The organism is Streptomyces sp. NPDC003697, from assembly GCF_053587115.1.
In genome coordinates this window covers 16,449-29,659 of record NZ_JBSFNN010000009.1, presented here as the reverse complement: position 1 = coordinate 29,659, position 13,211 = coordinate 16,449, and the positions used below count along the sequence as shown (strand labels likewise).

Below are 13,211 nucleotides of genomic sequence, written 5' to 3'. Positions count from 1 at the left end.
CCGTACGGCCGGCCCGGTACGCCGGCCTCGGTCACGGCAGAACCCGGCACAGGGCGTCCAGGGCGCCGGGCCAGGCATGGTCCGGGGGTGTGCCGTAGCCGACGACCAGTGCGTCCAGCGGGTCGGTGACGGCGTCCGGGTGGCGGAAACGGGAGAGGCCGTGCAGGGCGAGACCCTGCCAGGAGGCCGCCCGCACGACGCTCTGCTCGCTGCCGGCCGGCAGGCGCAGAACGGCGTGCAGGCCGGCTGCGATGCCGGTGGCGTGCACGGCGGGGGCGCGCGCCGCGAGGGCGGCGACGAGGGCGTCCCGGCGCCGGCGGTAGCGCAGCCGGCACGCGCGGACGTGGTGGTCGTGGGCGCCCGAGGTCATGAACTCGGCCAGGGTCAGCTGGTCCAGCACTCCGCAGGTCTCGGTGCCGCCCTTGGCCGCGGCGGCCTCCTCGGCGAACGCGGGCGGCAGCGCCATCCAGGCCAGGCGGAGCCCGGGGGCGAGGGACTTGCTCGCCGTGCCCAGGTACACCACCCGGTCGGGGTCCAGGCCCTGCAGGGCCCCGACCGGCTGGCGGTCGTAGCGGAACTCGCCGTCGTAGTCGTCCTCCAGGACCAGGCCGCCGGTCCGCCGGGCCCAGTCCACGACGGCCGCGCGCCGGCCGGGGTGCAGGGGCACGCCCATCGGGAACTGGTGCGCCGGGGTGAGCAGGACGGCGTCGGCGTCGTCCAGCGCGCGCGTGTCCGTGCCGAGTTCGTCGAACGGCAGCGGCCGGACGCGCATCCCGGCCTCGGTGAGCAGCCGCCAGTGGATGTCCAGGCCGTAGGACTCGACGGCGACCGTGCGGACACCGCGCGCCCGCAGCGCCGCGCCGAGGATCCGCAGCCCGTGCACGAAGCCCGCGCACACCAGCACCCGCTCGGGATCGGTGCGCACGCCCCGCACCCGGGCCAGGTGGCCGGCGAGGACCGTGCGCAGCTCCGGATGGCCGCGCGGGTCGCCGTAGCCGAGGGCGGTGTGGGGGGCGGCGGCGAGGGCCCGGCGGGCCGCCCGCAGCCATGCGGCGCGGGGGAAGGAGGCGAGGTCCGGGGTACCGGGCAGGAGGTCGTGGACGGGGCGCGGCCGTTCACGGCGCGGGGGTGCCGCGCCGGCGGGCGGGGCCGCCGCGCTCCCCCGCTGCCCCGGTGGCGGAGCGGGCACCCGTGCCGCCACCCGGGTGCCCGAGCCCTGGCGGGCGGTCAGCCAGCCCTCGGCGACCAGGTCGGCGTACGCCTCGGCGACCGTGTTGCGGGCCAGCCCCAGATCGGCGGCGAGGGAGCGGGAGGAGGGCAGTCGGGTGCCGGGGGCCAGGCGGCCGGTGCGGACGGCGTCGCGCAGGGCGTCGGTCAGGCCTCGCCGCACGCCCGGACTCGCGGGTTCCAGATGCAGGTCCACTCCGTAAGTGGCCCATGATTCCGCCATGGGAATGGACCGTACTCCTGGGCTGCCCGACTTCTAGGGTCGCGGTATGACGACCATGGAGCAGGGCACCGAGCCCGTGGAGTACGCACCCGAGCACACCCCCCGCACGCGCTGGACGCAGCACGCGCCCGAGGTCTACAAGGCGATGGTCCGGCTCGACGCCGCCGCGGGGCAGGGCCTCGACGCCAGGCTGCGCGAGCTGGTCAAGATCCGCGCCTCCCAGCTCAACCACTGCGCGTTCTGCCTCGACATGCACACCAAGGACGCCCTCGCGGCCGGTGAGAGCGTCGAGCGGATCGTCCAGCTCAGCGCCTGGGAGGAGTCTCGGCACTTCTACACCGCCAGGGAGCTGGCCGCCCTGGAGCTGACCGAGGCGGTGACAGTCCTCGGCGACGGCTTCGTGCCGGACGAGGTGTACGACCGGGCCGCCGAGCACTTCGACGAGGCCGGGCTGGCGCAGCTGATCGCCGCGATCGCCGTCATCAACGCCTGGAACCGGTTCGGGGTGGCCACCCGGATGGTGCCGGGCCACTACGAGCCGGGGCGGCACAGGTGACCACCGCGGCGACGCGGGCGGGCCGGCTGGACCGCGAGGCCCCGCCGGCCCGGCCCGCCCGGCCCCCGCGGAGCCGACCGTGACGCGCGGCGGCGGGTTCGGCCACGCCGGCCCGGTTCCGGGCCCGCCGCGCCAGCCGTGACGCGCGCCTCCGGGCCCGCCCCCGCCGGCATGGGGCCGGGCCCGGGCATTCGTGCCGGGGCCCGGCCCTGATTCCGACCCGAACCCCGGCGCCCGGACCGGGACCCGCCCCAGCCCCGGGACCCCACCGCACCCGCCCGGGGTTCGGGTCGAACCCCGGTACCCCGCGGCCTCCGCCGGCCTCAGGGGGCGGGCTCCGGAGCCGGCGCGCGGGCGGCAGCCGTCAGGGCAGCCACTGCCGCCAGGTGGACTCGTGGCCGTCCACCCACTTCTTCGCCGCCTCGGCCGGGGTGAGCTTCTGGTCGGCGATCATCAGGGAGACGGCGTTCTGGTCCTCGGTCGTCCAGCGGAACTTCTTCAGGAAGGCGGCCGCCTTGCCGCCGGACCTCGCGAAGTCCGCGTTGAGGTACTTGCGCAGCGGGGTGTGCGGATAGGCGCAGGCGACCTTCGCCGCGTCCGCGTCGCAGCCCTCCCGGTACGCGGGCAGCCTCACCTCCGTCATGGGCACCTTCTCGAACAGCCACTGCGGCGCGTACCAGTACGTCAGGAAGGGTTTCTTCTCCTTGGCGAACTGGCGGATCTGCGTGATCTGGGCGGCCTCCGAACCGGCGAAGACCACCTGGTAGTCCAGCTTCAGGTTCCGCACCAGCGCCTTGTCGTTGGTGACGTAGGACGGGGAGCCGTCCAGCAGCTGGCCCTTGCCGCCGCTCTCCGGGGTGCGGAAGAGGGAGGCGTACCTGTCCAGGTTCCTCCAGTCGGTGATGTCCGGGTGCTGCCGGGCGAGGTAGGCCGGGACGTACCAGCCGATGTGGCCGGTCACACCGAGCTCGCCGCCGCGCGCGATCGTCCCCTTGTCGTCGACGTAGCGCTTCTCCTGCTCCGGGTGGCCCCAGTCCTCCAGGATGGCGTCGACCCGGCCCTGGCTGAGGGCGTCCCAGGCGGGCACCTCGTCGACCTGGACGGTGTCGACGCGGTACCCCAGCTCGTGCTCCAGCAGGTACTGGGCGACGGCCACGTTGGCCTGGGCGCCGACCCAGGACTGCACGGACAGGGTCACCGTCCGGGAGCCGCGCGCGTTGGCGAACGGCGAGGCCTGCTGGGTCATGTCGGCGGCGCCGCAGCCGGTGAGCAGCGACAGGGCCGCCGCCGCGGAGGCGGCCAGGGCCGTCCTGCGCTTGAGCCTCATGTCATGCTCCCTTCCGCACGCGGCGTTCGGTCGGCTGGGTGACCCGGTCGAGCGTCAGGCCGAGGCAGACGATGGCGATGCCGGCCACCAGACCGGTCGCCAGGTCGCCCTGCGCGAGGCCGAAGACGGCGTCGTAGCCGAGCGCGCCGCCGCCGACCAGGCCCCCGATGATGACGACGGCGAGGACGAGCACCACGCCCTGGTTGACCGCGAGCAGCAGTGCCGGACGGGCCAGCGGCAGCTGCACCTGGCGGAGCTGCTGGCCGCTGGTCGCGCCGAGCGAGCGGGCCGACTCCATGGCCGCCGCGTCGACCTGGCGCAGTCCCTGCGCGGTGATGCGGACGACCGCGGGCAGCGCGTACACGACGGCCGCGGCGACGGCGGGGGCGCGGCCCACGCCGAACAGCGCGACGACCGGGATCAGGTACACGAACTGCGGCATCGTCTGGAACACGTCGAGGACCGGGCGCAGCAGCCGTTCGACGCGGTCGCTGCGGGCGGCCGCGACACCGGCCGCGACCCCGGCGACGAGGGTGACGGCCACGGCCGCGAGCACCTGGGAGAGCGTGTCCAGGGACGGCTTCCACACGCCGAGGACGCCGGTCGCGGCCATGGCGAGGGTGGCGGTCAGCGTGGTGCGCCAGGTGCCGATCAGCCAGGCGAGGCCGGCGACGATCAGCAGCACGGACCACCACGGCAGCCACTGCAGGCCGTCGCGCACCGGGTCCAGGACCCAGGTGGTGAAGCGGCCCGCCCAGTCGGCGGTGCCGCCGACGTAGGGGACGCCGGAGTAGAGGTGGTCGGTCATCCAGCCGACGGCGCGGTCGACCGGTTCGGCGATGGGCACGGTCGAGCCCTCGGGCCAGTCGAGCAGGCCCACCGCCCGTGCGGCCAGGGCCACGGCGACCGTGACGCCGGCCGCGACGGCCCACCGGGTGCGGGCGTGGCCCGGGCCCTCGTGCCCGAGGCGCTCCCCGGCGGCGGCCGTGACCCGGTCCAGGACGACGGCCAGCAGCACGATCGGGATGCCGGCCGCCAGGGCCGCGCCCACGTCGACCGACGCGAGCGCCTGGTAGACGCGGTCGCCGAGGCCGCCGGCGCCGATCACGGAGGCGATGACCGCCATGGACAGCGCCATCATGATCGTCTGGTTGAGGCCCAGTAGGAGTTCCCTGCGGGCCAGCGGGATGCGGGCGGTCAGCAGGCGCTGGCGCGCGGTGGCGCCGAGCGAGTCGACCGCCTCCAGCACCTCCTGGTCGGCGCCGCGCAGGCCCAGGGCCGTCAGACGGGCCATGGGCGGGGCGGCGTAGACGACGGTGGCGAGGACGGCCGCGGGCACGCCGATGCCGAAGACCAGCACGACGGGCAGCAGGTACGCGAACGCGGGGAGGACCTGCATGGTGTCCAGCACCGGACGCAGCGCGCGGTCCATGCGGTCGGACAGGCCGGCCGCGAGTCCGAGCAGCGCGCCGACGGCGACGGACGCGAGCACCGCCACCACCATCAGGGCGAGCGTCTGCATGGTCGGCACCCACATGCCCAGCAGGCCGCAGGCGAGGAACGCGGCGGCGGTGCCGAGGGCGAGGCGGACGCCCGCCGCACGCCAGGCCACCAGGGCGGCCCCGGCCGTGACGCCCGCCCAGCCGGCGGCGAGGAGGGTGAGGTAGACGGCGCGGACCGAGACGACCACCGCGTTGCTGATGTGGCCGAAGAAGTACAGGAACAGCGGGTGGCTGTCGCGGTTGTCGACGATCCAGTCGCTGGCGTCGCCGAGCGGGCCGGACAGGTCGACCGTGAGCGCGTGCGGCCAGCTCCCGCTCGCCCAGCGGGCGTGCGCGGGCGGCACCAGGACCGCCGCGAGGACGGCGAGGACCAGCAGTTTGCGCACGGCGGGGCGGCGGAGGAGACCGGGCAGCGCGGCGCGCGGGGCGAAGGCGGTGAGCGCGGCCATCAGACCGTCTCCCCGGGCCGCTCCGTTCCCGCCACGACGCCGAGAAGGCACTCGTGGTCGACGACGCCCAGACAGCGTCCCTGGTCCACCACCCGGGCGGCCTCGCCGCTGCGGGCCACCGCCTCGATCGCCTCCGCCACGGTCGCCTCCGGGGCGAGGGCGGGACCGGTGTCGGTGTGGTCCGCGGACGAGAGGGGGCGCATGGCGCTGCGCACCGTCATGACCTGCTCGCGCGGCACGTCGCGGACGAACTCGCGGACGTAGTCGTCGGCCGGGGAGCCGACGATCTCCTCGGGGGTGCCGAGCTGGACGATGCGGCCGTCGCGCATGAGGGCGATGCGGTCGCCCAGCTTGAGGGCCTCGCTCAGGTCGTGGGTGATGAAGACCATCGTGCGGCCCTCCTCCCGGTGCAGCCGGACCACCTCCTCCTGCATGTCGCGCCGGATCAGCGGGTCGAGCGCGCTGAACGGCTCGTCGAACAGCAGCACTTCGGGGTCCACGGCCAGCGCCCTGGCGAGGCCCACGCGCTGCCGCTGGCCGCCGGAGAGCTGACCCGGGCGGCGCTGCTCCATGCCCTCCAGACCGACCTTCGCGACGAACCGGGCCGCCTTCTCACGGCGTTCGGCCCGGCCCATGCCCTGGATCTCCAGGCCGTAGGCGACGTTGTCGAGGACGGTGCGGTGCGGCAGCAGGCCGAAGTGCTGGAAGACCATGGCGGCGCGGTGCCGGCGCAGGGAGCGCAGCGCGGCCCTGTCCATGGCGCGGACGTCCTCGCCGTCGATCGCGATGGTGCCGGCCGTCGGCTCGACGAGCCGGGTCAGGCAGCGCACCAGCGTCGACTTGCCGGAACCGGACAGGCCCATGACGACGAAGACCTCGCCCCTGCGCACGTCGAAGCCGACGTCGCGGACCGCGGCGGTGCAGCCGGTGCGTTCGCGCAGCTCGGCGGGGGTCAGGCCGGCCAGTTCGGGGTCGGCGGGGATCCGGTCCGGCTTGGGGCCGAACACCTTCCACAGGCCGTCGACGGCGAAGACGGGGGCGTCGTCGTCGGCCGCGGTGGTGGGAGGCTTGCGAGTGGGAACCGTGAGAGCCATCAGCTCTCACCTCCGATCAGGTCGGCGGCCTTCTCACCGACCATGAGCACCCCGATCATCGGGTTGACGGCGGTCATGGTCGGGAAGACGGACGCGTCGGCGATGCGGATGCCGTCCAGGCCGCGGATGCGCAGCGCGGGATCGACGACCGCGAGTTCGTCGTCGGCGGCGCCCATCCTGCAGGTGCCCGCCGGGTGGTACACGGTGTGCGCGACCCTGCGCGCGTACTCGCTCAGCTCCTCGTCCCCGGTGACGTCCGGGCCGGGGCACACCTCGCGCTTGAGCCAGCCGGCCAGCGGCTGGGTCCTGGCGATCTCACGGGCGATACGGATGCCGTCCACGAGGGTGCGGCCGTCGTAGTCGTCCTCGTCGGTGAAGTAGCGGAAGTCCAGGGCCGGCTTCACGGACGGGTCGGCGCTGGTGAGGCTCAGCCGGCCGCGGCTCTTCGGCTTGGGGATGTTCGGGGTCATCGACACGCCGAACTCCGGCCGCTCGTAGCCCAGTCGCTCCGGATTGTCGGTGAACGGGATCTGGTAGAAGTGGAACATCAGGTCCGGGCCCGGGTGGCCTGGGTCGCGGCGCACGAACAGGCCCGCGTCGGAGTCCATCGCGGAGTTCTCCGGGATGGGGCCGTCGGTCTCCCACACGATGACCGACTCGGGGTGGTCGAGCAGGTTCTCGCCGACGCCGGGCAGGTCGTGCGCGACGGGGATGCCGAGCGCCTCCAGGTCCGCCTTCGGTCCGATGCCGGAGTGCAGCAGCAGACGGGGCGAGTCGACCGCGCCGGCGCACAGCACGACCTCGCGGCGGGCGCGGACGAGGAGTTCCTCGCCGTCCTTGGTGCGCACGTGCACGCCCTCGGCGCGGGTGCCGTCGAGCCGGAGCCGGTACGCCCAGGTCTCCAGCATGATGGTCAGGTTGGGCCGCTCGTCCATCACCGGGTGCAGGTACGCCACCGACGCGGAGGAGCGCTTGTTGTCCTCCGGGTGGTAGGCGAGGTCGAAGAAGCCGACGCCCTCGGTGAACGGTTTCTTGTTGAACCCCTCGATCCGCGGGACGCCGAGCGCCTCCTGGGCCGCGTCGACGAAGTCGCGGGCGATGGCGTTCCGGTCCTTCTCGTCGACCGGGACGATGTTGTTCCTCAGCCGGGCGTAGTACGCCTCCATCGGGACCGCGCCCCAGCCCTCGGCGCCGGCGGCCTCCCACTCGTCCCAGTCGGACGGCAGCGGCTTGAAGGCGATGAGGGTGTTGTGGGAGGAGCAGCCGCCGAGGACCCGGGCCCGGCTGTGCCGGATGTGCGAGTTGCCGCGCGGCTGCTCGGTGGTCGGGTAGTCGTAGTCCAGCTCGCCGCCGAGCAGGCCCATCCAGCGGCGCAGGGTGAGCACGTCCTCACGGCCGACGTCGCTGGGGCCGCCCTCGATCACGGCGACGGTGACGTCCGGGTTCTCCGTCAGACGGGAGGCGATGACGGAGCCTGCGGTGCCGCCGCCGATCACGACGTAGTCGTACACGTGGAGTTTGTCGGGCATGGGGGGTTGGTACTCCGGGGGTCGGGAGTCGGGAGGACTCTGGCGGAGGAGCGGGACGAGGCCGTGACGGCGGGCGGCCGCGGGCAGCCGGACGGGTGGCCGGCTCAGCCCGCGAACCACCGCACCGGCGCGGGCGCGAGGTTCTGGTAGACGTGTTTGCTCTCGCGGTACTCGGCGAGCCCGGCCGGGCCCAGTTCGCGGCCGACGCCGCTCTTTCCGAAGCCGCCCCACTCCGCCTGCGGCAGGTAGGGGTGGAAGTCGTTGATCCAGACGGTGCCGTGGCGCAGCCGGCCGGCGACACGCCGGGCGCGGCCGGCGTCGGCGGTCCACACGCCACCCGCGAGGCCGTACTCGGTGTCGTTGGCGAGCGCGACCGCCTCGTCCTCGGTGCGGAACGTCTCGACGGTGAGCACCGGGCCGAAGACCTCCTCGCGGACGGCCTTCATCTCGCGGTGGCAGTGGTCGAGGACGGTCGGCTCGTAGAAGTAGCCGGCGGCGGGCCGCTCGGGCGACGGCTCGGGCCGCCTGCCGCCGGTGCGCAGCACGGCTCCCTCGGCGAGCGCGGAGGCGACGTACGCCTCGACCTTGGCGCGGTGCTGCTCGGAGACGAGCGGACCGCACTCGACACCGGCCTCGGTGCCGCGGCCCAGGCGGATCCGCGCGGCGCGGCGGGTCAGCTCGGCGACGAAGCGGTCCCGGACCGGCTCCTCGACGATGAGCCGGGCACCGGCGGAGCAGACCTGGCCGCTGTGGATGAAGGCCGCGTTGAGGGCCTGGTCGACGGCGGTGTCGAAGCCCTCGTCGGTGGCCAGGGCGTCGGCGAACACGACGTTGGGATTCTTGCCGCCGAGTTCGAGGGCGACCTTCTTCACTCCCGGCGCGGCCGCCTGCGCCACCTTGGTGCCGCTGGCCAGGCCACCGGTGAAGGAGACGAGGTCGACGTCGGGGTGCTCGGCGAGCCGGGCGCCGACCGTGTGGCCGGGGCCGGTGACGATGTTGGCGACGCCCGCCGGCAGACCGGCCTCGACGAGCAGGTCGATCAGGGCGACGGTCGTCAGCGGGGTGATCTCGCTCGGCTTGACGACGAAGGTGTTGCCGGCCGCGAGGGCGGGCGCGATCTTCCAGCTCGCCTGGAGCAGCGGGTAGTTCCAGGGGGTGATCAGCGCGCAGACGCCGACGGGCTCGTGCACGACGACGCTGTGGATGTCGGGCGAGCCGGCGTCCACGACCCGGCCGGGCGCCTCGGCGGCCACCAGGCCGGCGAAGTAGCGGAAGGCGTCGGCGACGCAGTCGACGTCGACGCGGCCCTCCTCGACGGTCTTGCCCGCGTCCCGGCTCTCCAGCAGACCGAGCCGCTCACGGTCGCGCACCAGGAGGTCGGCGACCCGGTGCAGCAGGGCCGCGCGCTCGGCGACGGGCGTGCGCGGCCAGGCGCCCGCACCACCGTCGAACGCCTGCCGGGCGGCCTCCACCGCCAGGTCGGCGTCCTTCTCGTCGCCCTCGGCGACCACGGCGAACGGGGTCGCGTCCGCCGGGTCGAGGACGTCGCGCGTGGCGCCGGACGCCGCTTCCCGCCACTCCCCTCCCGCGTGGATCGAGTCGCGCCCCCTGAGTTTCGTACTGTCCGCCATGACCGGTTTTGCCTTCCGTTCCTGCTCCGTCACCGCGGTCTGCCCGGGTGCCGGCCCGGGAGTGGGCCCCAGGGATTCGGGCACCTGCCCTCCTCGGCGCGTCCCATGCGCCCGGGGAGCCGGAAGTGGCACGGCTCACGGAAGGCAGGGGACGAAGGGCGGCAAAGAGGCCGGCCGGGCGCCCCTCACTCCGAGCAGGGGGCGCCGGCCGGGCAGAACCAGTTCAGCGCCGTGTCGACGACCTGCCGCTCGTCGTCCCGGCCGTCGTCGTCCGGGCCGTAGGAGGCGATCGCGTAGAGCTTGCCGTCGGCGGCCTGGAAGCGCTCGTCGACGACGTGCCAGGTGCCGATGTCCGGCTCGCCCTTCAGGGCCGTGGCGAGGTACTCCAGCCGCGAGCCGGTGAAGTCGGCGCTGTCCAGGTTCTGCAGGGAGAGCTGCCGGAACCCCTCGGGTTTCGGCACCTCGTCGGACAGGTACAGGCGGAACGACTCGTCCGGCGTGGGCTCCGCCACCTCGTACACCTGCAGCCGCCGGGTGCCGGTGGCGTCGCGGTAGTTGACGATGTCCATGCCGTACTGGGCGCCGACGGTCGTCCGCTCCTGCTGCCAGCCCTCGGGCAGGGCGATGCGGAAGCCCGCCGGGTCGTCGTACACCGTGGACCCGGCCGGCGGCTCCGCGGCCGACGTGGACGGGGACGGCGTGGGGGCGGGGGACTCGCCGTTCGTGGTGGGCGCCTGCCGGGCGGTCGTGGACGTGCCGCCCGCCGTGGCGGGGCCCTCGCGGTCGTCGGAGGTGCCGCCGAAACCGAGCGTCACCACCAGGCTGACGGCCACCCCGACCGCGGCGGCCGCGGCGATCACCGCCACCAGCGTCCGGCGGCTGTGCCCCTCGGTCTGCGCCGGGGCGGACGGCGGCACCGCCGGGGGCCAGGTGTCGGCCGGGTGGGACGACGGGGCGGTCGGGGGCCACGTGCCCTCGGCCGGCACGGACGGCGCACCCGCAGGGGGCCACGTGCCCTCGGCCGGAAGGGGCGGCAGGGCGGCGGGAGCGAAGCCGCCGGAGGCCGGCGCGGACGGTGGGACCGCCGGGGGCACGTCCTCGCCGGACGGCGGCCACCGCGGAGCCGGCACATCCGTGCCCGTCGCCGCGTTCGTGCCCGTCACCGCGTCCGGGTCGCCGACGGCGCCGGGCGGCGCGGCCGGCGCGTGCCCCGGCCGCGCGGGCGGCGGCGCCGTCACCTGCGGTGCGCTCCGCGCGCCGTCCTCCCAGCGCTGGGTCTCCTCGTTCCAGAACCGTCCGCCCCCGTCGGCCACGGCGCCCTCCCCTTTCACCAACCCCGGCTCAGCGCTGTCGCCGAGTCCGTCTCACAGCCCCAGCAGACCGGCCACGGCTCCGGCCGACGCGAACAGGTTCAGCACCGACTGGGCGTCCGTCAGCACCTCGCGCAGCCGCTGCCGCCTGGTGTCGCCCGCCGTTCCGGTGCGGGTGATCTCGCCCTCGGTGTCGGCCAGCGCCTCGTCCAGCGCCCGGGTCTCGTCGCTGGCGTTCAGGCGGGCCAGGTCGGCGCGCAGCTCGCGCACCGCCCGCAGCAGCGCCTCGGCGGACTCGTCGCGCGGGGCGGCGTAGCGGTTCTCGGACCGCGCCCCCTTGCCGATGGCGAGGCTGCTGTGCGAGACGTTGCTGATGTTGACGGACGGCTCATCCGTGGTCATCGGGGCCGGATCCCTTCTGCGGCACGGAGCCGCCCATGGTCGTCGAGGCCGAGGCGTGCTCACCCAGGGCGATGCTGCTGCCCTCCACGTGGCTGATGTGCACGCCGCCGTTGCTGATGTTGTTGATCTGCTGCACGAACTCGCCGGTCTGGTAGCCGGACTCGGACAGTGCCGCCCGCACGCCGTTCGCCACGCGGTCCTGGATGCTCCTCAGGTAGCGCTCGATGTCCATGCCCTGGAACAGCGAGCGGGAGGACGCCGAGCCCAGCTCCCGGACCGACACGGCCGGCCCGTCCGGCAGCGCGTTCGCGTAGCCGCCGGTCAGCAGGCGCCACCCGTACCACAGCCCCTTGCCCAGGGCGACCAGGGAACGGGCCGCCGAGGAGGGCACCAGCGGCACGGCCCAGGCCGCCTTGCCCAGCAGGTTGTTGTGCCGGAAGCGGTGCGCGGTGCGGTCGGTCTCCTTGAAGTCCTCCCGCACCGGCAGCAGCACGTGCGGGGCGACCTCCAGCATCAGCATGCGGCCCTGCGTGTGGATGCGCACGAAGACGGTGACGACCAGCTCCTCCTCCCAGCCGCCGACACGGATGCGCAGGAAGTGGCGCCGCTTCTCGCCGCCCTCCTCGACCGCGCGCGCCCGGTGCTCCTCGAACGCCGCCCGGTCGTACGGGGCGTCGACGCGCCGCAGCAGGCCCTCGGCCGGCAGGAACACGCACTCGTCGATCTCCAGCCGCCGCAGCCGGTCGCGGACGGTGTAACCGGCGTACTCGGAGGGCAGCCTCAGCTGCTCCAGCAGGGGCCGGATCTTCTCCAGGACCGCCCGGTTGCTGATCGGCAGCTGCTCCTTGCGCAGAGGGTCCGGCTTGAGCTCGACGGGGAGCACCCAGGTGTCGTGGGCGTCACCGGCCCCGCAGAACGGGCGCAGCTCGTGGTACATGATCAGCGGTGCGTGCTGCTCGGCCCTGATCCGGTCCTTCAGCCGCTGGAACCGCGCGCCCTCGCCGCGCTCGGCGGGGTCGCCCGCGGCGTCCGGGAAGCGCTGCGGGGACAGCTCGGCCGCCAGCGCCCGGGCGAACTGGTTCCGCTGGGCGGCCACGCACACCGCGAGCAGCGCGAACAGCGCGATGGTGGCCCAGGCCTGCCAGGGCTTGATCAAGTCACCCAGCCCGGAGCCCGGGAGGAGCACGTCGTTCGCGCTCGGCTCGCCGTAGCCGTAGGGGTCGGCGCCGTAGGAGTGCGAGTCGCCGTCGGAGCCGCCGAACGCGGAGGTCAGCGTGGCGAACAGCAGGTACAGGAACATGATCCGGCCCCACCAGCGGACCAGGAAGGCGGGGACCCGGCGGTACAGGGGCGGCCGCTCCTCCCGGCCCCGGATCCACGCCGCGAAGGCGAGGTACAGGCTGGGCACCACGAACAAGGCCAGCCATCCGCCGGTCAGGGCCGCGCCCACCACCCACAGCCCCAGGATCAGACCGGCCCACAGCAGTTCCCGCCGCCGGGCCCGCAACGCGTGCGCGAGGACCCGCGCCGCGTCGAGCCCGAGTGAGGGGGCCACGAACCGCTGCTCGTTGAGGTGCAGTTCCTCGATGACCCGGTCGCGGTAACCGGAATCCGAGTACGTGCCCGCGCACAGCAGCCGGGTGGCCTCACTGGCGTGCGGCGGTGTGGCGGGCAGGTCCAGTGGTGCCGCGGTGGCTGCGGCCTGCGGTTGCTGCGGCACGTACGCGGTGCTCACGCGAATCCCCCGATGCGTGTGAAAGAACCCCGAGGACGCCCAGGACGCCGAAGACGGCCAGGACACCGAGGACGCCGGGACGGGGAGTTGATGACGCATCAGCATAGAGGGACGCGGGTGGCGGGGAAAGCGGAACGTCAACACCGCAGGCCCCGCTCCGGTGGGACCGGAGCGGGGCCTGCGCGGGGTCACGACGGGCGGCGGACCGCCCGGGCGGCCGGTGCCC

Annotated in this window: 10 protein-coding genes; 1 reads left to right on the top strand and 9 read right to left on the bottom strand. The window is 74.5% G+C overall.

Annotation, left to right across the window (positions count from 1 at the left end; translation table 11 throughout):
- Positions 1–31: 31 nt before the first annotated feature.
- Positions 32–1,450 (bottom strand): MocR-like pyridoxine biosynthesis transcription factor PdxR, encoded by a 1,419-nt coding sequence (gene pdxR, locus ACWDNY_RS05785; protein ID WP_451644453.1) that lies wholly within the window; start codon positions 1,448–1,450, stop codon positions 32–34.
- Positions 1,451–1,496: 46 nt separating this feature from the next.
- On the opposite strand from pdxR, the gene ACWDNY_RS05780 reads away from it, so the two are divergent.
- Entirely contained in the window at positions 1,497–2,006 is a 510-nt protein-coding gene (locus tag ACWDNY_RS05780; protein ID WP_451644452.1) for a carboxymuconolactone decarboxylase family protein, read from the top strand.
- Positions 2,007–2,370: 364 nt separating this feature from the next.
- Here the strand turns inward: ACWDNY_RS05780 and ACWDNY_RS05775 are convergent, their stop codons facing one another.
- The 8 genes from ACWDNY_RS05775 to ACWDNY_RS05740 all read right to left on the bottom strand — a co-directional run bounded on the left by ACWDNY_RS05775 (position 2,371) and on the right by ACWDNY_RS05740 (position 12,985).
- A complete protein-coding gene (locus ACWDNY_RS05775; protein WP_451644451.1) occupies positions 2,371–3,333 on the bottom strand; it encodes an ABC transporter substrate-binding protein in 963 nt (320 codons plus the stop codon).
- 1 nt (position 3,334) lies between these two features.
- Positions 3,335–5,284: an ABC transporter permease subunit gene (locus ACWDNY_RS05770; protein ID WP_451644450.1), complete on the bottom strand. Its 1,950-nt coding sequence runs from the start codon at positions 5,282–5,284 to the stop codon at positions 3,335–3,337.
- A complete protein-coding gene (locus ACWDNY_RS05765) occupies positions 5,284–6,378 on the bottom strand; it encodes a quaternary amine ABC transporter ATP-binding protein (RefSeq protein ID WP_451644449.1) in 1,095 nt (364 codons plus the stop codon). The genes ACWDNY_RS05770 and ACWDNY_RS05765 overlap by 1 nt, the downstream gene beginning before the upstream one ends.
- Positions 6,378–7,907 carry a GMC family oxidoreductase gene (locus ACWDNY_RS05760; protein ID WP_451644448.1) on the bottom strand — a complete coding sequence of 510 codons (1,530 nt, stop codon included), beginning with the start codon at positions 7,905–7,907 and terminating at the stop codon, positions 6,378–6,380. The genes ACWDNY_RS05765 and ACWDNY_RS05760 overlap by 1 nt, the downstream gene beginning before the upstream one ends.
- A 104-nt stretch (positions 7,908–8,011) precedes the next feature.
- Complete coding sequence (locus tag ACWDNY_RS05755; protein ID WP_451644447.1) at positions 8,012–9,538, bottom strand: aldehyde dehydrogenase family protein; 1,527 nt, start codon at positions 9,536–9,538, stop codon at positions 8,012–8,014.
- A 185-nt stretch (positions 9,539–9,723) separates the two neighbouring features.
- On the bottom strand, positions 9,724–10,851 hold the full coding sequence (locus ACWDNY_RS05750; RefSeq protein ID WP_451644446.1) for a hypothetical protein: 1,128 nt from the start codon (positions 10,849–10,851) through the stop codon (positions 9,724–9,726).
- 51 nt (positions 10,852–10,902) lie between these two features.
- Positions 10,903–11,250, bottom strand: a complete 348-nt coding sequence (locus tag ACWDNY_RS05745) for a hypothetical protein (protein ID WP_451644445.1) — start codon at positions 11,248–11,250, stop codon at positions 10,903–10,905.
- Complete coding sequence (locus ACWDNY_RS05740) at positions 11,237–12,985, bottom strand: hypothetical protein (protein WP_451644444.1); 1,749 nt, start codon at positions 12,983–12,985, stop codon at positions 11,237–11,239. Before ACWDNY_RS05740 ends, ACWDNY_RS05745 begins: the two co-directional genes overlap by 14 nt.
- Positions 12,986–13,211 lie beyond the last annotated feature (226 nt).